Origin of the sequence: Novosphingobium sp. B 225 (assembly GCF_002198665.1) — a bacterium.
Classification (GTDB): domain Bacteria; phylum Pseudomonadota; class Alphaproteobacteria; order Sphingomonadales; family Sphingomonadaceae; genus Novosphingobium.
In genome coordinates this window covers 1-17750 of record NZ_MWLM01000057.1, presented here as the reverse complement: position 1 = coordinate 17750, position 17750 = coordinate 1, and the positions used below count along the sequence as shown (strand labels likewise).

Below are 17750 nucleotides of genomic sequence, written 5' to 3'. Positions count from 1 at the left end.
CATCTGGCGCAGGACCAGAGGCTTAGCGCGGCGGGCCTTCGGGCAGGACGCCTTCGGGCAGCGGGGGTTCGTTGCCGGGGATGCCAGCGGCACCGGCGGCGCCCCCACGGCCACCCTTGGCGCCCTGCTGCTGCTGCATCTGCTGCATTTGCTGCATCATGCGCTGCTGGGCTTCCACTTCGGCGCGGCTCTTGAAATCGATCAGTTCGATTTCAAAGGTCAGGTCCGAATTGGCGGGAATTTCGCCCGCTGCCTTGTCACCATAACCCAGCGCCGCAGGGATGAAGACCTTGTACTTGCCGCCGCGCTGCATTTTTTCCAGCGCCTGGGTAAAGCCGGGGATCACGCCTTCGACCGGGAAAGCGGCCTGTTCCTGCTGATCGAACACCTTGCCGTTCTGCAGCGTGCCCTTGTACTTGATCAGCACTACGTCCGCGACGGTCGGCGAAGCGCCGGTCCCGGCCTTGACCGTTTCAATTTCAACATTGGCAGGGCGCGTGGCCCAGGCCAGGCTGCCGGCGGCGAGCAGGGCTGCGGCGACACCAAGCCACAGCTTGGTCAGGGCGCCCTTGGCAATGGGCTGCAGGGGAACGCGGGTGATCTCGGTCATGCTGGCCTTCCTTCGGGGGCGCCGGATACGAAAAGGGCGCGGATTCGTCCGCGCCCTCATGGCTTAACACGCTGTCGCGTTCAAGCTTACTTCACGCCGTCGCGTTCCATCCGCTTGCGCTCCATCTTGCGAGCGCGGCGCACGGCAGCGGCCTTTTCACGGGCGCGCTTTTCGCTGGGCTTTTCGTAGTGACGACGCAGCTTCATCTCGCGGTACACGCCTTCACGCTGCAGCTTCTTCTTGAGCGCGCGAAGAGCCTGTTCGACATTGTTGTCGCGGACGAGAATTTGCATAAATCGACACACCTCACATACAAATGGCCAGAACCCCGCGTAGCCAGTAGTGCGGGGGAGCACCTTTTGATACAGCAACAGAAAGACGGGCCGAATCCGCAAGGATTGGCTCGAACCGGCGGGCGGCTAGCAGAGAGTCGCAGGCATGGCAAGCCGGGAATGCCCCAAGGGGCCTGCACTTATGCCCCATTGCCGCAACCATTGTTGCAGCTTTGCCGCACCGGAACGGATGCATCTGCGCTTCGTCGACTTCCATCGATGAAGTAATACGGGTCAAGCCGCAATCCCTTGGGGGGATCTGTCGATGCATAACGCCCGCAACCGCCGTGCTGCCACTCTACCGAAACGACCTGCCAAGCCGCCCGCCATGGCGCATGCGGCGATGGGTGGTCAGGTGCCCAGCTTTCTGCTGCGCCCGGTTGAACCGCCCGCCCCGGCGCTGCGCGGTTTTCCCGCCGATGTGTTGATCCCGCCACATCGCGGAGCCATGGCCCGTGCCATCAGCCTGGCCGAACCGGTAACCGCTACGGCCAAGCCCAAGCGCAAGCCCAAGGCAAAGCGCCCCCCCAAACTGGCCAAGCGGAAAAAGGCCGCCGCAAAATCAGCCGCAGTGCCAGTGATCGCGCTGCCCAACCGGCCGGAACCGCTGGTCGCGCTGGATGCCGCGCCGCCATCCGCACCGCTCGCCCCGCTCCCGCGCCTGCCGCTGACTCCATCGATCGCTCCGGCGCAAGTGCCGCTGCGCCCGTTGCCGCGCCGCCGGACGCTGGCACCGTGGCGGCCCGCCGGGCTCGCCGCGCAGATCGGGGCGTGGCTGCTGGGTCGCAGCCGCAAGCTGGCGGCGCTATTGGCACCCAGGCCCGGACACCGCCCGGCCGCTGATCAGGAACTGGCGCGGTTGCGGGCGGAAAATGAACGCTTGCGATTGCAGATCGAAGCCCTGCTGGCCCTGCGCCCTGAAAGTGCGCCTGCCAGCGGCTGACTTATGTTGAGCTGGCGGCGGCATCGGGCCGTCCCCCTGCCCCGTACCACCGGTGCCGCCGCCTTACCCGCCATCACAATTGCCTCTGCCAGCGAACTGTGGTCTCTCCTGCAACAAAGGGGGACGCGCCGGGCATGCAAACCAGTTTCACTCTGGCCGACTGGGCCGTGTTGGGCCTTTACGTGTTGCTGCTGGCCACCGCAGGCTGGCTATCGACCCGGCGCGGGCTGGCGAGCCGGGATGACTATTTCCTGGCCGGGCACCACGTTCCGACCTGGCTGGTCGCGGTCTCGGTACTGTCGACCGTGCAATCGGCAGCGACGTTCCTGGGCGCACCGGATTCGAGCTATCGCGGCAACTTCACCTATCTGTCGGGCGTGATCGGCGCGCTGCTGGCGGCGTGGATTGTGGCCCATGTGCTGATCCCGCGGTTCTATGCACTGGGGGTCACCACGGTCTATGAATTGCTGGAGGCGCGTTATGACGCCCGCGCCCGCCGCGCGGCGGCATGCATGTACCTGGTCGGGCGAATTCTGGCGAGCGGCGCGCGGCTCTATCTGGCGGCGATTGCCGTTTCGATGATCCTGTTCCTTGACGTTTCGGCCACGCACATCGCGATGGCGGCCTTCGTGCTGTTGCTGTTCGGGCTGGTGTTCACCTTCATGGGCGGGCTCGAATCGATCATCTGGAGCGATCTGGTGCAAGTGGTGCTCTATGTCGGCGCGGCCTTGGTGGTGGCGTTCTACCTCTGGCAGCTGATCCCGATGGACTTCGGGCAAGCGATCGACGCGCTGCGCGATGCGCCATCAGGCAACAAGCTGACCGTGATCGACTGGTCGCTGGATCTGTCCGCCCCGTTCGGGATTTTCGCGGTGCTGACCGGGGTGACCCTGCTCAACGTCGGCTCCTCCGGGCTCGATCAGGACATCACCCAGCGCTTGATCGCCTGCCGCGATGCCAAACAAGGCAATCAGGCGCTGTACCTCGCCAACTGGGTCAGCCTGCCTGTGATCGCGCTGTTTCTGCTGATCGGCGCGCTGCTCTACCTGCACTATGGCCAAAGCGGCGCGAGCGGGACCTTTCAGGGTGAGAAAGTGACCGTGTTCATGCACTTCATCCTGACCGAACTCCCCCCCGGGCTGCGCGGGCTGGTGACCGTGGGCGTGATCGCGGCGGCGGCGATTAATTCGGGGTTGATCAGCATGGCCTCGGTGCTGGTCAACGACCTTTACCGCCCGTGGAGCGAGCGGCATGGCGGGCACAGCGAACGCCATTACGTCCGCGCCGGGCGGCTCGCCTCGGTGGTGCTGGGGCTGGCGCTGTTCGGCATGGCGATCCTCAGCTTCTACTGGCAGCACTATTCCGATGCGTCGCTGCTGGAATTCGTGCTGGGGGTGATGGCCTTTGCCTATTCCGGGCTGATCGGGGTTTACGGCGTGGCGCTGTTCACCACACGCGGATCGAGCACCAGCGCAATCGCCGCTTTTGCCATGGGGTTCCTGACCGTGCTGGCGTTCCAGCCCTATGTGATCGACTTGGCCGGCCTGCCCGCCGCGCTCAAAGGGGTGGCATTCCCGTGGCAATTGGTGCTGGGCACCCTTGTGGCGGCATGCGTCTGCGCGGTGCCTGCGGGCAAGGGAGTGGCGCAAGGCGCGACAAGTGGCTAAGGGGCTGGCGATGAGCAATCCCCCCACATTCATGGCCAGCTCGCTCTTCGTCGCGCTTGGCGGCGGGATCGGTGCGTGGCTGCGCTATCTGGCAAGCCGTCTGACCATCCAGACGCTGGGCCCCGTGGCGGCAAGCGCGTTCCCCTGGGCCACACTGGCCGTCAACCTGATCGGCTCGATGGTGATGGGCCTGCTGGCCGGCTGGCTGGCCCGCTATGGGCATGGCGGCGAACAGTGGCGACTGCTGCTGGGCGTAGGTGTGCTGGGCGGCTTCACCACTTTCAGCGCTTTCAGTCTGGAACTGGTGACCATGATCAATCGCGGTGCGACGGGCACGGCCCTGCTCTATGCGCTGGTATCGGTGGCGGGCGGCGTGGTCGGGCTGTTCCTTGGCCTGAACCTGATGCGGATGGTGACGGCATGAGCAATGACGTTCGCCAGTTCACCGTTCAGGGCGATGATGACGGGGTGCGGCTGGACCGCTGGTTCAAGCGCCATTTGCCGCAAGTCGGCTTTGCCACGGTCAGCCGCTGGGCGCGTACCGGGCAGATCCGCGTCGATGGCAAGCGCGCCGACGTGGCCGATCGGCTGGCCAAGGGCCAGGTCCTGCGCGTCCCCCCCGGCGGTGACAGCCCGGAGCGCAAGGCCCGCGTGCGCAAGCCGCTGACCGAAGAACAGCTTGCCATGGCCGATGCCATGGTGATCACGCAGGATCGCGCGGCGATCGTGCTCAACAAGCCGCCGGGTCTGGCCACACAGGGCGGCAGCGGCACCTTCCAGCATGTCGACGGACTGCTTGATGCCTATGCCCCGGAAGGCCCCCGGCCCCGCCTGGTCCACCGGCTCGACAAGGACACTTCCGGCGTCCTCCTGATCGCGCGCACTCCCGGCAGCGCGGCATACTTTTCCAAGCGCTTTTCGGGCCGCACCGCGCGCAAGATCTATTGGGCGCTGATCACCGGGGTTCCCTCGATCGAGGACGGCCTGATAGATCTTCCACTGGGCAAACAGCCCGGCACCGGCGGCGAAAAGATGATGGTGGACGAAAGCGAGCAAGGCCAGACCGCCCGCACCCGCTACCGCGTGCTCGATCGGGCTGGCAACCGCTGCGCCTGGGTGGAGCTGCAACCGCTGACCGGGCGCACCCATCAGCTACGCGTCCACATGGCGGCGATCGGTCATCCGATTGTCGGCGATGGCAAATACGGCGGGCCTGATGCGTTCCTTTCGGGCAGCATCAGCCGCAAGATGCACCTCCACGCGCGCCGCCTGATCATCGACCATCCCGATGGCGATCTGATCGACGTGACTGCCGATCTGCCCGATCACTTCGCGGCAAGCATGGACCAGCTGGGCTTCGATCCGGAACTGGGCGCAGAACTGCCCGATCCACCCAAGGTGAGCGAGCGCACCGCACAGAAGGCGGCGGGCAAGGCCCATGCCAAACAATTGCGCAAGGAACACCGCGGTGAACGCCGCAGCCGCGGCAGCTCTGCCGGATCGAAGGCCGCGCCCAAGAGCAAGGATGGGCCACCGCCCAAAAAGCGCGGGCCGACCAAGGGCAAGGGCTCGCCAGTCAAGGCCGCCAAGCCTGCCGCTCCGGCCCGCCTGGGTAAGATTACCAAACCCGCCAAGCCAAAGGCCAAGCGCTGATGCATCCCAACCAGTCATTCCGTTTTGCTGGTGACCCCGATGTGCGCCGCGCCCTGCTGGAAACCATGCTGGACGAAGTTGGCTTTGGCATGGTCTTCGCGCAGACCCCGGATGGCCCGCGCGTGGCGCATGTCCCGCTGATCTCTACCGGCGATGGCGCAGTCCAGTTCCATCTGTCGCGCGGCAATGCGCTGGCCAAGCATCTTGACGGCATGACTGTCCTGGCAGTGATCAATGGCCCCGATGGCTATGTCAGCCCGCGCTGGTATGACGATCCGCAGCAGGTGCCGACCTGGAACTATGTCACGCTGGAACTGGAAGGCCGGGTTCGCCGCGTGGGCAGCGAGGCGCTGACCGCGATGCTGGAGGACCTCTCCACCCGCCACGAAGAACGGATCGCCGAAGGCCAGCCCTGGACGCTCGACAAGCTGCCCGAAGACAAGCTGCGCGCCATGTTGGCCGGGATCGTCGGGTTCGAACTGGAAGTGCAAGTCTGGCGCGAGACATTGAAGCTCAGTCAGAACAAAGACGCGGCCGTGCGGACGCAATTGGCCAATGCGCTGGAGGCAGAAGGCAGCCCGGCCATCGCCGCAATGATGCGGAACCTTGCTTCGTGAGCGTGCGGCTCGCCGTATTCGATTGTGATGGAACCCTGGTCGATGGCCAGGCAGGCGTGTGCTTTGCGATGGAGCAGGCTTTCGTCCAGACCGGCCTGCCCGCACCTGATCGGCATCAGGTTCGCCGGATCGTCGGGCTCAGTCTGCCGCAGGCGATCCGCCTGCTGGCGCCCGGTGAAGCCGAGGCTGTGCGCACCGAAATCGACCGCCAGTATCGCGACATCTTTCGCGCCGCGCGCGAGGCCGGGCAACTTGTCGAACCGCTGTATGACGGCATCCGCGAAATGCTCGATGCGCTGCTGGCCTCAGGCTGGATCCTGGGCATCGCCACCGGCAAGGCTGATCGGGGGCTTGCGCATTGCCTTGCCACGCATGGGCTGACCGGGCATTTCGTCACGCTGCAAACCGCAGACCGACATCCCTCAAAGCCGCACCCGGCCATGCTGGAAGCTGCATTGGCCGAGGCCATGGCTACGCCTGAACAAGCCGTCATGATTGGCGACACCCAGTATGACATGGGCATGGCGCTGAACGCCGGTGTGCGCGCGATCGGGGTCGATTGGGGCTATCATACGGTGCAGGAACTGCACGAAGCCGGGGCCGCCGCCGTCGCCACCAGCCCCGCCAACCTGCTGGAGCTTTTGGGATGACCACACCGAACGATGATCTGGCCCGTACCCGTTTTCTGTTCCTGAACCTGATCCGGCTGGGCAGTGTGGCCCTGGTGCTGTTCGGGCTGACCATTGCATCGGGCAAGCTCGGCTGGCCCGAATGGATCGGTATGGTTCTGGTCGCGGCCGGGGCGGCGGAGTTTTTCTTGCTGCCGATGATGCTGGCCAAACGCTGGAAAAGCCCTGATCAATGAAGCGCTTCTATAAGGAAGTTGCCACCGCCGCTGAAGGCGCGGGCTGGCGGGTCACGCTTGATGGGCGCGGCATCAAGACTGCCGGGGGCAATCCGCAAGTAGTGCCCAGCATCGCGCTGGCCACATCCATGGCGGCGGAATGGGCCGCGCAGGGGAAAGAACTGGACCCCGGTCTGTTCATGCTGCGCGATCTGGCCGACTATGCGATCGATGTGGTCGCAGGCGATCCGGCGGAAGTTATCGCCACGCTGCTGCGCTATGCCGAAACCGACACGCTGTGCTACCGCGCAGAACCGGACGAGCCATTGGCGGCGCGGCAGGCCGAGTTGTGGGAACCACTGCTGCGGGCCGCCGAAGCGCGCTGGGACGTCCATTTCGAACGTGTTGCCGGGATCATCCATCGCCCCCAGCCTGACGCGACCTTGCGGCGGCTGGAATTGGTGCTGCAAGCCGAAAGCGCCTTCGTTCTCGCCGCGCTCAACACCCTGACCAGCCTGGCCGCCTCGCTGGTGATTGGCCTCGCCGCGCTTGCGCCTGATGCAGACCTTGCCGCATTGTGGGACGCGGCGGAGCTTGAAGGCGATTGGCAGGCGGAGCTGTGGGGCAAGGATCACGAAGCCGAAGAGCGCCGCGCGCGCCGGCTCGCGGCGTTCTGCAAAGCTGCGGAATTTGCGCGGGCAGCGCGGGGTTAGGGCGCCTTCACCCAATCCGCGACCTGCCTGGCCACATCATTCGCCGCCTTGTTCAGCGCCGGGCCGATCGCTTCGGGGGTAGCCGAAACACCGGGCACCACGCTTTCAAAGCGCTTGCTGGCAAGCACGCCCTTGGCATCGCTGCGGAGGGCGTCAAACCGGACCACGACCGACTGGCCGCGCGCATCATAGCCCATGTCGAGCAGGCGCCCGGACAGACGCTCGGCCACCAGCGGCACGGCCTGATCGTCTTCCAGCACCAGGCGTGTGGTGCGTGCGCGCAGCGTTTCAGCAATCAGCCCGCGCATCAGCCGGGCCGGGCGTTCAACCCACAGCGCGTTCTGCAGATAGGCGACCGAGCTGCTGGACACCTGCACCGGCACGCGCTGCACCGCCAGACGGCGGTCGGTTTCGGGTTCCATCACCATCAGCGCATCGGTGCCGGGCTTACCGCTGCTGACCGTTCCGGCGGGCGCGCTGCTGGCCGGGGTCAGACTGAACAACTGAGCCGGCGGCTTGCCGCCGCCCAGCCCGAGACAGCCCGACAGCGACAGCGCAAGCAGCGCCAAAACACTGCCGCGAAGGGCGCTTGATTGGCGCATGATCAATGCTTCCTTCCCCGCTTTCACGGTTTGTAATCCGGCAGTTTCTGGTTGCCGCTAAGCAGCGATCCGGCGCCCTGATCCTGCACCTTTTCGGTAATATCGCGCAGTGATCGGGTCGCGGCGCGCAGATCGCGGATTGCAGCTTCGGCCTGCGGCAACGTCGTTTCATTCAGCTGGCGCGCGGCAGGGCGGGTATCCCCCAGCATGGCGTTAAGCTCGTCCGAAGTTTTCTCGATCGATTTCAGCGATTGGCGGAACTGCACCAGCATCTGCTTGCCTTCGGTGTTCAGCGTCGCGTCGGTATTGACGGCGATTTGCTGGAACGCCTGCACCGCCAGTCGCGCATCGGCCATGGTCTGCTGCAGTTCAACCATGGTCCGCTGCAGTTCGGGCGAGGCATTGGCGAGCTGGCCGGTCATCCGGTCGGTATTGCCCAGGATATTCTCGATCGCCTGCTGGTTCTTGTCGGAAAAGACCATGGTCATCCGCTCGGTCAGCGTCGCCAGCCGTTCAAGCAGTACCGGCGCAGAGTTGAGCAGCTCGCCCAGCCCGCCGCGCTTGGTCGGGATCACCGGCACCCCTTCGGGGCAAGCCGCGCGAAGGTTTTCCGCCGGACACTCGATCGGCGGCGCACCCTTGACCGCGCCTTCCAGCTGCAGGGTCGAAACCCCGGTAAAGCTGCCCTGCATGGTAGCGGTGGTGCCGACCAGGATCGGCACGCCCTGCTCCACGGCGATTCTAACCCGGACAAAGCTGGGGTCCTTCTTCCACAGCTCGATCGTCTTGACCTGGCCCACCGGCACGCCAGAGAAATTGACCGCCGAGCCCTTGGACAGGCCATCGACCGCCTGTTTGAAGAAAATGTCGTATTCGTGGCGGTCGCCCTGCCCCAGCCGCGCGATCCAAATGGTAAAGCCGGCCACCAGCGCCAGCAATGCCAGCGTGATTGCCCCTACCCAGACGTGATTGGCCCTCGTCTCCATCGGGAAGCCTTATGCCTTTCCGCCTTGCGGCTTGTCCACCTGCTTGGCACGGTGCTGTGCAGCCTCCGCAGCCCGGCCGCGGGGACCGTTGAAATATTCCTGGATCCACGGGTGATCCAACGCCAGCAATTCCGGAATCGAGCCGACTGCGATCACCCGCTTGTCGGCAATCACCGCCACCCGGTCGCAGATTTCATACAGCGTATCGAGATCGTGAGTGATCAGAAATACGGTCAGCCCCAGCGTATCGGCCAGTTCGCGCGTAAGCCGGTCAAACGCGGCCGCGCCGATCGGATCGAGCCCGGCGGTCGGCTCGTCCAGAAACAGCAGCTCGGGATCGAGCGCCAGGGCGCGGGCGAGACCGGCGCGCTTGCGCATCCCGCCGGACAGTTCGGACGGATACTTCGCCGCCGCTTCGCTCGGCAGGCCGGACAGCATCACCTTGTAAAGTGCGATTTCGTGGCGCAGCTGGTCGGCAATCTCGGGATAGAATTCCAGCAGCGGCACTTCGACGTTTTCCGCCACGGTCAGCGTGGAAAACAGCGCCCCACCCTGAAACAGCACGCCCCAGCGGCTGCGGATGTCGATATCGTCATCGTCCTTGGCATCGGTGATTGACTGGCCCAGGACGGTAATCTCGCCCGCATCAGGCACTTGCAGTCCGATAATCGAGCGCATCAGGACCGACTTGCCGGTGCCTGATCCGCCGACTACGCCCAGGATTTCTCCGCGCCGGACCTTCAGTGACAGATCCTCGTGGATCACATGATCGCCAAACTGGTTGCGCACCCCTTCGACCACGATCGGGTAATCGCCCGTGTAATGCTCAACATGGCCGGGAATATGTGTGGTCATCCCCAACCCACCTCGGTGAAGAACACAGCGAAAAAGGCATCGAGCACAATCACTGCAAAAATCGCCTGTACTACGGCAATGGTGGTGCGCAGACCCACTTCCTCGGAATTGCCCTTTACCTGCATGCCTTGATAGCAGCCCGCCATGGCAACAATTGCGCCGAACACCGGCGCCTTGATCAGCCCAACCCAGATGTCATGCAATGGCACTACTTCCTGGATGCGGGTAAGGAAGGTCATGAACGGGATTTCCAGCGTCATCGTGGAAATGAACGCCCCGCCCAGAATCGCTGCCAATGAGGCGTAGAAACCAAGCAGCACCATCATGAACGTCGCTGCCAGCACGCGGGGAATCACCAGCGCTTCGACCGGCGAGACACCGATCGTGCGCATCGCGTCAACCTCCTCGGTCAGCTTCATTGTCCCGAGCTGCGCGGCAAAGGCGCTGCCCGATCGGCCCGCGACCATGATCGCGGTCATCAGCACACCCAGTTCACGGAACGCCAGCCGCCCGGTCAGATTGATCGTATAGATCTCCGCCCCGAACTGCTGCAACTGCACCGCGCCTTGTTGGGCGATCACGATGCCAACCAGAAAGCTCATCAGCCCGATAATTCCCAGGGCATTGACACCCACCAGTTCCAGCTGCCGGACCAATGCCTTGATCCGGAACTCTCCGGGGTTGCGCAGCAAGTGCCCGATCGCAATCAGCATCGCCCCCATAAAGCCCAGGAAGCCGCGCATCCCAGCGAAGGTAGCCAAGACATAATCGCCCACCCTGGCGAAAACGCGCTCGAACACGGGCAATTCCGGCGGGGTTACGGCTGCGTCGCCACCCGAACGGTGCACCGCCGCGATCAATCGTTCGGCCTTGTCGCTGGTGCTGGAAATATCCGCCGAATGATCGCGCGCCAGGCGCCAGGCGATCCAGGCCCCGACCGTATCAATCTCGCTCACTTCGGACAGGTCAACCCGCGCCACCGGCCCGGCCAGCGCCCGCAGATCGCGATCCAGCTCGCCAATCGCGGACACTACCAAGGGCCCCGACAGCACAACCGTCACCGCGCCATCGGCGTCGTGTTCCTCCCGAAATTCGGCCCATTCGCGCATTGCCGGGTGTGTGGGCGAAAAATGCGGCTGGGGCAAGGCGGGAGGGGGCGCGGCGAGATTGGAATAGTTCACGCAGAGACGCGGAGGAAGAACGGGAGGCGCGGAGGGTCAGATTGCGCCGCAGGCTCCTCCTGCCGATCCTGGCCGTAGAACCCGCCCCATCCGGTCCTGCGCGGCTGCGCCCCAGGGCGGAGCATCTCTGCGCCTCCACTTTCTTCTCTGCGCCTCTGCGTGAACCATTCTGCGCTCACTGCACGCTCAACTAAGCTATGCGCAAACCGCCCAGCCCAAACCAAACCGTTGCGCCCGCGCGCCCTCGCTGGCAAAGGCCGGACCCTATGACCGGACAAGCACTCGACAAGACTTTCGACCCCGCCGCGATTGAGGCGAAGTGGTACGAGCATTGGGAAACCAAGGGACTGTTCCGCCCGGAACGGCCAGACGCGGTGCCGTTCACTATCGTCAACCCGCCGCCCAACGTCACCGGCAGCCTGCACATCGGCCACGCGCTCGACAATACGCTGCAGGACGTAGTGATCCGGTACGAGCGGCTGCGCGGCAAGGATGCGCTGTGGGTGGTCGGCACCGATCACGCCGGGATCGCCACACAGATGGTGGTCGAACGCCAGCTTGAACAGCAGCAGGACAAGCGCACCAATTACACGCGCGAACAATTCATCGACAAGGTGTGGGAATGGAAAGCCGAAAGCGGTGGGACGATCACCCGCCAGCTGCGCCGCCTGGGCTGCTCGATGGACTGGTCGCGCGAACAGTTCACCATGGACCCGCATTTCACCAAGGCCGTGGTCAAGGTCTTCGTAGACCTGTTCAATCAGGGGCTGATCTACCGCGACAAACGACTGGTCAACTGGGACCCCAAGCTGAAGACCGCGATTTCCGACCTTGAGGTGGAAACCCGCGAGGTCAAAGGCCATTTCTGGCACTTCAAGTATCCGCTGGCCGATGGCGTGAAGCGCGCCGACGGGCTGGACTATATCGAGGTGGCCACCACCCGCCCCGAAACCATGCTGGCCGATATGGCCGTGGCGGTCTCTGCCGACGATCCGCGCTATCAAAGCGTGATCGGCAAGGATATCCTTCAGCCACTGACAGGTCGCCGGTTCCGGATCGTGGCGGATGAACACGCCGATCCCGAACTGGGCAGCGGCGCGGTGAAGATCACGCCGGGGCACGATTTCAACGACTTCGAAGTGGGCAAGCGCGCCGGGATCAAGCCGGCGGACATGCTCAACATGTTCGATGCCGAAGCCAAGGTGGTCCAGACCACCGACGGGCTGGTGCCCGATAGGTACCTGGGGCTGGACCGCTTCGTGGTGCGCGACATGGTGGTGGCCGACATGAAGGCGGCGGGGATGCTGATCCCGCATGTCACCAAGGACAAGGACGGCAACGAGGTCGAGGCGGACGCCGAACCCCGCACGATCCAGACCCCCTACGGCGATCGCGGCGGGGTGGTGATCGAACCTTGGCTGACCGACCAGTGGTACGTCAATGCGGCAGAACTGGCCAAGGCGCCGCTGGACGCGGTGCGCTCCGGCGCGATCGAGATCGTGCCGAAGACGTGGGAGAAGACGTTCTTCAACTGGATGGAGAACATCCAGCCGTGGTGTGTCAGCCGCCAGTTGTGGTGGGGGCATCGGATTCCGGCTTGGTATGGCTCTGACGGGCAGTGCTATGTCGCCGAAACCGAGGACGAGGCGCAGGTCAAGGCCGGACCCGGCGTCACGCTGGAACGCGATCCCGACGTGCTCGACACCTGGTTCTCCAGCGCGCTGTGGCCCTTCGCCACGCTCGGCTGGCCCGATTCCGATCAGACCCAACCCCCGTTCGTGTCGAGCGAAGTCGAGACACCAGCGCGCGGCATCTCGACTTCGCTCGATGCGAACGGAGCTGGGGGCAAGGGGGCAAGCCTCCTCGCCCGCCACTATCCCAACGACTTGCTGATTTCCGGCTTCGACATCCTGTTCTTCTGGGATGCGCGCATGGCGATGCAGGGGATGAAGTTCATGGGCGATGTGCCGTGGAAGCGGCTTTACCTGCATGGGCTGGTGCGCGCCGCCGATGGCCAGAAAATGTCCAAGAGCAAGGGCAACGTGGTCGATCCGCTGCTTCTGATCGACCAGTACGGCGCCGATGCGCTGCGGTTCTTCATGTGCGCCATGGAAAGCCAGGGCCGCGACGTGAAGATGGATGAGCGCCGGGTTGAGGGCTATCGCAACTTCGCCACCAAGCTGTGGAACGCGGCGCGTTTCTGCCAGAGCAACGGCATCGGCGCGAGCACCTCGCTGGCCGCGCCCGCCGCCGCCAGCGCGGTCAACAAATGGATCATCGGCGAAGTGGTCGAAACGCTGGCCGCGCTGGATCAGGCGATGGCCGATCTGCGGTTCGATGCGGCGGCGAATGCGGTGTATCACTTCGTCTGGGACCAGTTCTGCGATTGGTACATCGAACTGATCAAGGGTTCATTTGATGACGAAACCAAGGCGGTTGCCGGGTGGGTGCTCGACCAGATTCTGGTGATGCTGCACCCGTTCATGCCCTTCGTTACTGAAGAACTGTGGAACGCGCTGGGGGATCGGGCGGGTTATCCGCTGATCACGGCGAAATGGCCGGAGCCGGGGGTTGCGGTTGATGCTGCGGCGAAGGCTGAGGTCGATTGGCTGATCAAACTCGTGAGCGAGACTAGAGCAACTCGGACGATATTGAACGTACCACCGGGTGCCAAACTAGAAATGCTTCCTTGGGCCGCACCAGCTGAAGTCTGGGAAGCAATCAAGCGCAACGAAGCTGCAATCGAACGCCTGGCTCGCGTCTTGATCCGTTCGCATCCGTCGGATGTCAGTGGCGCAGTGGCGCAAGTTGTCGCCGATGGCGTAACCTATGTCCTCCCCCTCGAAGGCGTGATCGACATTGCCGCCGAAAAGGCCCGACTGGCCAAGGCGCTCGAAGTGTCCACCAAGGAGGCCAAGAGCCTCGAAGGCCGCCTCTCCAACGCTGCCTTCGTCGAAAAGGCCAAACCCGAAGCGGTCGAAAAGGCCCGCGCCGATCACGCCATGCACGCAGCCGAGGCTGAACGGCTGGCGGCAGCGCTGGCGCGGTTGGGGTGATGGACAAGCGAAATCCTCCCCCTCTGGGGGAGGTGGCAGCCTCCTTCGGCTTGCGGCTTAGCAGCCGCGCTCAGGATAAACTGCACCTTTGGTGCAGGGCTGACGGAGGGGGCTTGGCCAGCGCTGGCCATGCCCCCTCCGACCTCCGCTTCGCTCCGGCCACCTCCCCCAGAGGGGGAGGATTTTTGCCATGCTGATCCTCGCCACCACCACGCCCGGCGAGCCGGAGATCTTCGGCTCACTGCAAGGCGAAGGACCCAGCATCGGCCGCCCCTGCGCCTTTGTGCGGCTGAGCCGCTGCAACCTTGCCTGCACCTGGTGCGACACTGCCTATACCTGGCGGTTTGAAGGCGATAACCGCCCGCACCGCGATGACCGCGCCTTTACGCGCACGGCCAACCAGATCGCGCTGAGTGAAGAGGACGTCGCGGCGCGGATCATGGCTTTGGGTCAGGACCGGCTGGTGGTGACCGGCGGCGAGCCCTTGCTGCAAGGAGCGGCATTGGCGCGAATGCTCGCCCTTTTGGAAGGCGTTTCGGTGGAGATCGAAACCAACGGCACCGTCGCCCCGCATCCCGCGCTCGACCCGCTGATCAGCCAGTACAACGTCAGTATCAAGTTGAAGCATTCAGGGAATCCGATTGAATTATCACAGATTCCCGAACGGATGGTGGGGTGGGCCGGAAAACCTCAAGCATGGTTTAAGTTCGTGATCGCGACGCCGGATGACCTGTCTGAAGTGCTGGACCTGCAAGCCCGCTATGCCCTGCCCAAAGCCCGGATCATGGTGATGCCCGAAGGCACCACCAGCGCGGCAATCCGTGAACGGACCGGCTGGCTGGCTCCCTTGGCGCTTGACCATGGGCTGCGTTTCACCGACCGGCTGCACATCCATCTATACGGCGACACCCGCGGCACATGACTGATCCCCAGCCCCAGAAACTGAGCGGCGACCTGACCCAGGGTCCGCTGCTGAAGACGCTGGTGCTGTTCGCGGTACCGCAGATGATCGGCAATGTTCTGCAAAACCTCAACGGGTCGATCAACGCGGTGTGGATCGGGCAATTGCTGGGCGATACCGCGCTGGCAGCGACCGCAAATGCCAATATCATCATGTTTCTGCTGTTCGCCTTGGTGTTCGGCTTTGGCATGGCTGCGACGGTGCGGATCGGGCAGGCATGGGGGCGGCAGGATGTGCTGGCCGCAAGGCGCACTTTGGGCACGGCACTGGGGCTGATGGCGGGGATATCGCTCGCCACCACGCTGTTCGGGATGATCTTTGCCCCGCAATTGCTGGACTGGCTGGCAACACCAGGCGATTCCTATGGCGAGGCACTGGCGTACTTGCGGGTGGTGTTCATCGCCAATCCGCTGGCCACGGCGACCATGATGATCGCCATGGGCCTGCGCGGTGCGGGCGATGCGAATACGCCGCTGCGCTTCATGGTGCTGACCAGCCTGATCGACATCGCGCTCAACCCGGTATTGATCAAAGGCATGGGCCCCTTCCCTGCGCTCGGCATCGCGGGATCGGCCTGGGCCACCGTGATTGCCAACGTGATCGGCTTTTTGGCAATGCTGGCCTATATTTACGCCAAGGACTTGCCACTGCGCCTGCGCGGGAGCGAGCTGCGTTTGCTCAAGCCGCGGCGCGATGAACTCGCCTTCATTCTGGGCAAAGGCACCCCGATGGGAATGCAGATGCTGGTCATTTCCGGTGCGGGGGTGATCATGATCGGACTGGTCAACCGCGAGGGGCTGGTGATGGCAGCGGCCTATGGCGCGCTGCTGCAGGTGTGGAACTATATCGGGATGCCGGCCATGGCGATCGGCGCGGCGGTGAGCGCAATGGTCGCCCAGCACATCGGCGCCGCGCGTGAGGACCGGGTTGACGCGATCAGCCGCGCTGGATCGGTGGCCAATCTGATGCTGACCGGGGCGCTGATCCTGGTGATGTTCCTGTTCGATGGCCCGCTGCTGCAGCTGTTCCTGGGGGCCTACAGCCCGTCCGTACCACTGGCGCTGCATGTGCAGAACCTGGCGATCTGGACCTACCTGCCGTTCGGGGTGACAATCGTGCTGTTCGGCACCTTGCGCTCATATGGCGTGGTCTGGACCCAAATCGCGGTCTTGCTCGTGTCGATGTATCTGGTCCGCTACGGCTGCTACTACCTGCTTTATCCCAGCCTGGGTGCGGACGCGCTGTGGTATTCGCTGTTGGTCAGCTCGGTATTGTCGCTGGTGCTGACCATGGCCGCATATTTCTACGCGCCGTGGCGGCGGCCGATGTTGCAGCGGGTGGCGGCGGGGGGCTGATTTACCCCTTACCGCCCCTGCGCGCGCCAGCGCTGAACCGTACGCAGGACCATTTCCTCTTCGCCGCCGCTGCTGGACCACAGCTGGCTGATCGAAGGGTCGGCGCTGGCCGGGCGTTTGAATTCTTCGAGATCGTCGAACGCCACGCGGATCGGGATCGACACGCCTTCGCCGCAGATGATGCATTCGCGGTTGCGCAAGGCGGGGATCGAATCGAGGAAGCCGCGCGCGCCTTCGGGCATGGCAGCCTTCACGAAGGCCTGGTCACGGTCGTTGTTGAGGCGCATCGAAATGATCGTGCCGCACTGTGACAGCACGCCTTCCGCCAGATCCGACGGGCGCTGCGTGATCAGCCCCAGGCTGACCCCGTACTTACGCCCTTCCTTGGCGATCCGGCTGAGGATCTTGCCGACCGACGAGCCATCCGCGTTCTTTTCGCTGGGCACGTAACGGTGCGCTTCTTCGCAGACCAGCAGCACCGGCCGGGTCTTTTCATCGCGTGACCAGATCGCGAAATCGAATACCATCCGGCTCAGCACCGCGACCACAGTGCTGGTAATATCCGAAGGCACCCCAGACACGTCGATGATCGAGATCGGCTTGCCCTTGCTGGGCATGCGGAAGATCTTGGTGATGAATTCGGCCATGGTATCGCCAACCAGCATGCCCGAAAACATGAACTGGAACCGCGGATCGGCCTTCAATTCGTCGATCTTGGTCTTGATCCGCATATAGGGTGCAGAGCTGGTTGCCTTGTCGAGCTTGCCCATTTCGGTCTGGATCAGGTTGGTCAGGTCCGACAGTAAATAAGGGATCGGGCTGTCGACCGTGATCTTGCCCATGGTTTCGGCCAGCCGGTTCTTGGCGCGAGCCTGGAGCAAGCACTTGGAGAGGATGTCCGAATCCTCCTGCCGGTCATTGCCGGTGGTGGTCAGGAACACTTCGCAGTGCTCCTCGAAATTCATCAGCCAGTACGGCATCTGCAGGTTCGACACGTCAAAGATCATGCCGGTCTGCTTGAACGCGGCGCTGTATTCGCCGTGCGGGTCGATCATTACGATGTGACCTTCGGGCGCGGCTTCGCAGATCCGGTGCAGGATCAGCGCGGCGCTGGTCGATTTACCGGTACCGGTCGAACCCAGCAGCGCGAAATGCTTGCCCAGCATCGAATCGATGTACAGCCCGGCGCGGATATCGCGGGTGGGGAACACCGTGCCGACCTGGATCGAACTACGCCCGTCGCTGGCATAGATCTGGCGTAAGTCGTTGCTGGTGGCGGGATAGATCAGCGCACCCGGGATCGGGTAGCGCGTCACACCGCGGCGGAAGGAGTGGATGCGGCCGGTCAGACGTTCTTCATCGCCTTCACCCAGAA

18 protein-coding genes are annotated in these 17750 nt (G+C 64.0%); 11 read left to right on the top strand and 7 right to left on the bottom strand.

All coding sequences use genetic code 11. From position 1 onward, the window contains the following. Window positions 1-22: 22 nt before the first annotated feature. Both MNBBLIKP_RS10375 and rpsU read right to left on the bottom strand, forming a co-directional pair. Window positions 23-610: an FKBP-type peptidyl-prolyl cis-trans isomerase gene (locus MNBBLIKP_RS10375; RefSeq protein ID WP_088310187.1), complete on the bottom strand. Its 588-nt coding sequence runs from the start codon at window positions 608-610 to the stop codon at window positions 23-25. Window positions 611-696: 86 nt separating this feature from the next. Beyond that, window positions 697-903, bottom strand: a complete 207-nt coding sequence (gene rpsU / locus MNBBLIKP_RS10370) for a 30S ribosomal protein S21 (protein WP_088310185.1) — start codon at window positions 901-903, stop codon at window positions 697-699. A 304-nt stretch (window positions 904-1207) separates the two neighbouring features. On the opposite strand from rpsU, the gene MNBBLIKP_RS10365 reads away from it, so the two are divergent. The 8 genes from MNBBLIKP_RS10365 to MNBBLIKP_RS10330 all read left to right on the top strand — a co-directional run bounded on the left by MNBBLIKP_RS10365 (window position 1208) and on the right by MNBBLIKP_RS10330 (window position 7379). Then, on the top strand, window positions 1208-1885 hold the full coding sequence (locus tag MNBBLIKP_RS10365; RefSeq protein WP_140420579.1) for a hypothetical protein: 678 nt from the start codon (window positions 1208-1210) through the stop codon (window positions 1883-1885). Between the two features lie 134 nt (window positions 1886-2019). Then, on the top strand, window positions 2020-3552 hold the full coding sequence (locus MNBBLIKP_RS10360; RefSeq protein WP_088310181.1) for a sodium:solute symporter: 1533 nt from the start codon (window positions 2020-2022) through the stop codon (window positions 3550-3552). A gap of 10 nt (window positions 3553-3562) precedes the next feature. Continuing rightward, complete coding sequence (gene crcB, locus MNBBLIKP_RS10355; RefSeq protein ID WP_088310179.1) at window positions 3563-3976, top strand: fluoride efflux transporter CrcB; 414 nt, start codon at window positions 3563-3565, stop codon at window positions 3974-3976. Then, the gene (locus tag MNBBLIKP_RS10350; protein ID WP_088310177.1) at window positions 3973-5205 is read left to right on the top strand and encodes an RluA family pseudouridine synthase; all 1233 of its coding nucleotides are present in this window, start codon (window positions 3973-3975) and stop codon (window positions 5203-5205) included. The genes crcB and MNBBLIKP_RS10350 overlap by 4 nt, the downstream gene beginning before the upstream one ends. Continuing rightward, window positions 5205-5822: an FMN-binding negative transcriptional regulator gene (locus MNBBLIKP_RS10345; RefSeq protein ID WP_088310175.1), complete on the top strand. Its 618-nt coding sequence runs from the start codon at window positions 5205-5207 to the stop codon at window positions 5820-5822. Before MNBBLIKP_RS10350 ends, MNBBLIKP_RS10345 begins: the two co-directional genes overlap by 1 nt. Before the next feature lie 2 nt (window positions 5823-5824). Next, window positions 5825-6472 (top strand): HAD-IA family hydrolase, encoded by a 648-nt coding sequence (locus tag MNBBLIKP_RS10340; protein WP_176399735.1) that lies wholly within the window; start codon window positions 5825-5827, stop codon window positions 6470-6472. Beyond that, window positions 6469-6687, top strand: a complete 219-nt coding sequence (locus tag MNBBLIKP_RS10335) for a hypothetical protein (protein ID WP_088310171.1) — start codon at window positions 6469-6471, stop codon at window positions 6685-6687. The genes MNBBLIKP_RS10340 and MNBBLIKP_RS10335 overlap by 4 nt, the downstream gene beginning before the upstream one ends. Continuing rightward, window positions 6684-7379, top strand: coding sequence for an ATP12 family chaperone protein (locus MNBBLIKP_RS10330; RefSeq protein ID WP_088310169.1), 696 nt, complete (start codon window positions 6684-6686; stop codon window positions 7377-7379). The genes MNBBLIKP_RS10335 and MNBBLIKP_RS10330 overlap by 4 nt, the downstream gene beginning before the upstream one ends. On the opposite strand, the gene MNBBLIKP_RS10325 is transcribed toward MNBBLIKP_RS10330, so the two are convergent. The 4 genes from MNBBLIKP_RS10325 to MNBBLIKP_RS10310 are packed head-to-tail and all read right to left on the bottom strand — an operon-like array spanning window position 7376 to window position 10931. Further along, window positions 7376-7981, bottom strand: coding sequence for an ABC-type transport auxiliary lipoprotein family protein (locus MNBBLIKP_RS10325; RefSeq protein WP_088310167.1), 606 nt, complete (start codon window positions 7979-7981; stop codon window positions 7376-7378). The two genes, MNBBLIKP_RS10330 and MNBBLIKP_RS10325, sit on opposite strands and share 4 nt — an antisense overlap. Window positions 7982-8004: 23 nt before the next feature. Then, window positions 8005-8967, bottom strand: a complete 963-nt coding sequence (locus tag MNBBLIKP_RS10320) for an MlaD family protein (protein WP_088310165.1) — start codon at window positions 8965-8967, stop codon at window positions 8005-8007. A gap of 9 nt (window positions 8968-8976) precedes the next feature. Beyond that, entirely contained in the window at window positions 8977-9822 is an 846-nt protein-coding gene (locus MNBBLIKP_RS10315) for an ABC transporter ATP-binding protein (protein WP_088310163.1), read from the bottom strand. Continuing rightward, window positions 9819-10931 (bottom strand): ABC transporter permease, encoded by a 1113-nt coding sequence (locus MNBBLIKP_RS10310; RefSeq protein WP_088310161.1) that lies wholly within the window; start codon window positions 10929-10931, stop codon window positions 9819-9821. The genes MNBBLIKP_RS10315 and MNBBLIKP_RS10310 overlap by 4 nt, the downstream gene beginning before the upstream one ends. Window positions 10932-11269: 338 nt before the next feature. On the opposite strand from MNBBLIKP_RS10310, the gene MNBBLIKP_RS10305 reads away from it, so the two are divergent. The 3 genes from MNBBLIKP_RS10305 (at window position 11270) to MNBBLIKP_RS10295 (ending at window position 16375) form a co-directional block, all read left to right on the top strand. Further along, window positions 11270-14059 (top strand): valine--tRNA ligase, encoded by a 2790-nt coding sequence (locus MNBBLIKP_RS10305; RefSeq protein WP_088310159.1) that lies wholly within the window; start codon window positions 11270-11272, stop codon window positions 14057-14059. Window positions 14060-14249: 190 nt separating this feature from the next. Then, a complete protein-coding gene (locus tag MNBBLIKP_RS10300; RefSeq protein ID WP_088310157.1) occupies window positions 14250-14981 on the top strand; it encodes a 7-carboxy-7-deazaguanine synthase QueE in 732 nt (243 codons plus the stop codon). Beyond that, a complete protein-coding gene (locus tag MNBBLIKP_RS10295) occupies window positions 14978-16375 on the top strand; it encodes an MATE family efflux transporter (RefSeq protein ID WP_088310155.1) in 1398 nt (465 codons plus the stop codon). The genes MNBBLIKP_RS10300 and MNBBLIKP_RS10295 overlap by 4 nt, the downstream gene beginning before the upstream one ends. Window positions 16376-16383: 8 nt before the next feature. On the opposite strand, the gene MNBBLIKP_RS10290 is transcribed toward MNBBLIKP_RS10295, so the two are convergent. Further along, the coding region (locus MNBBLIKP_RS10290; RefSeq protein WP_140420578.1) for an ATP-binding protein at window positions 16384-17750 on the bottom strand (1367 nt) is incomplete at its 5' end.

Coding starts and splice junctions, on each gene's coding strand:
- MNBBLIKP_RS10375 (WP_088310187.1), bottom strand. CDS start 610: ATGACCGAGATCACCCGCGTTCCCCTGCAGCCCATTGCCAAGGGCGCC.
- rpsU (WP_088310185.1), bottom strand. CDS start 903: ATGCAAATTCTCGTCCGCGACAACAATGTCGAACAGGCTCTTCGCGCG.
- MNBBLIKP_RS10365 (WP_140420579.1), top strand. CDS start 1,208: ATGCATAACGCCCGCAACCGCCGTGCTGCCACTCTACCGAAACGACCT.
- MNBBLIKP_RS10360 (WP_088310181.1), top strand. CDS start 2,020: ATGCAAACCAGTTTCACTCTGGCCGACTGGGCCGTGTTGGGCCTTTAC.
- crcB (WP_088310179.1), top strand. CDS start 3,563: ATGAGCAATCCCCCCACATTCATGGCCAGCTCGCTCTTCGTCGCGCTT.
- MNBBLIKP_RS10350 (WP_088310177.1), top strand. CDS start 3,973: ATGAGCAATGACGTTCGCCAGTTCACCGTTCAGGGCGATGATGACGGG.
- MNBBLIKP_RS10345 (WP_088310175.1), top strand. CDS start 5,205: ATGCATCCCAACCAGTCATTCCGTTTTGCTGGTGACCCCGATGTGCGC.
- MNBBLIKP_RS10335 (WP_088310171.1), top strand. CDS start 6,469: ATGACCACACCGAACGATGATCTGGCCCGTACCCGTTTTCTGTTCCTG.
- MNBBLIKP_RS10330 (WP_088310169.1), top strand. CDS start 6,684: ATGAAGCGCTTCTATAAGGAAGTTGCCACCGCCGCTGAAGGCGCGGGC.
- MNBBLIKP_RS10325 (WP_088310167.1), bottom strand. CDS start 7,981: ATGCGCCAATCAAGCGCCCTTCGCGGCAGTGTTTTGGCGCTGCTTGCG.
- MNBBLIKP_RS10320 (WP_088310165.1), bottom strand. CDS start 8,967: ATGGAGACGAGGGCCAATCACGTCTGGGTAGGGGCAATCACGCTGGCA.
- MNBBLIKP_RS10315 (WP_088310163.1), bottom strand. CDS start 9,822: ATGACCACACATATTCCCGGCCATGTTGAGCATTACACGGGCGATTAC.
- MNBBLIKP_RS10310 (WP_088310161.1), bottom strand. CDS start 10,931: ATGCGCGAATGGGCCGAATTTCGGGAGGAACACGACGCCGATGGCGCG.
- MNBBLIKP_RS10305 (WP_088310159.1), top strand. CDS start 11,270: ATGACCGGACAAGCACTCGACAAGACTTTCGACCCCGCCGCGATTGAG.
- MNBBLIKP_RS10300 (WP_088310157.1), top strand. CDS start 14,250: ATGCTGATCCTCGCCACCACCACGCCCGGCGAGCCGGAGATCTTCGGC.
- MNBBLIKP_RS10295 (WP_088310155.1), top strand. CDS start 14,978: ATGACTGATCCCCAGCCCCAGAAACTGAGCGGCGACCTGACCCAGGGT.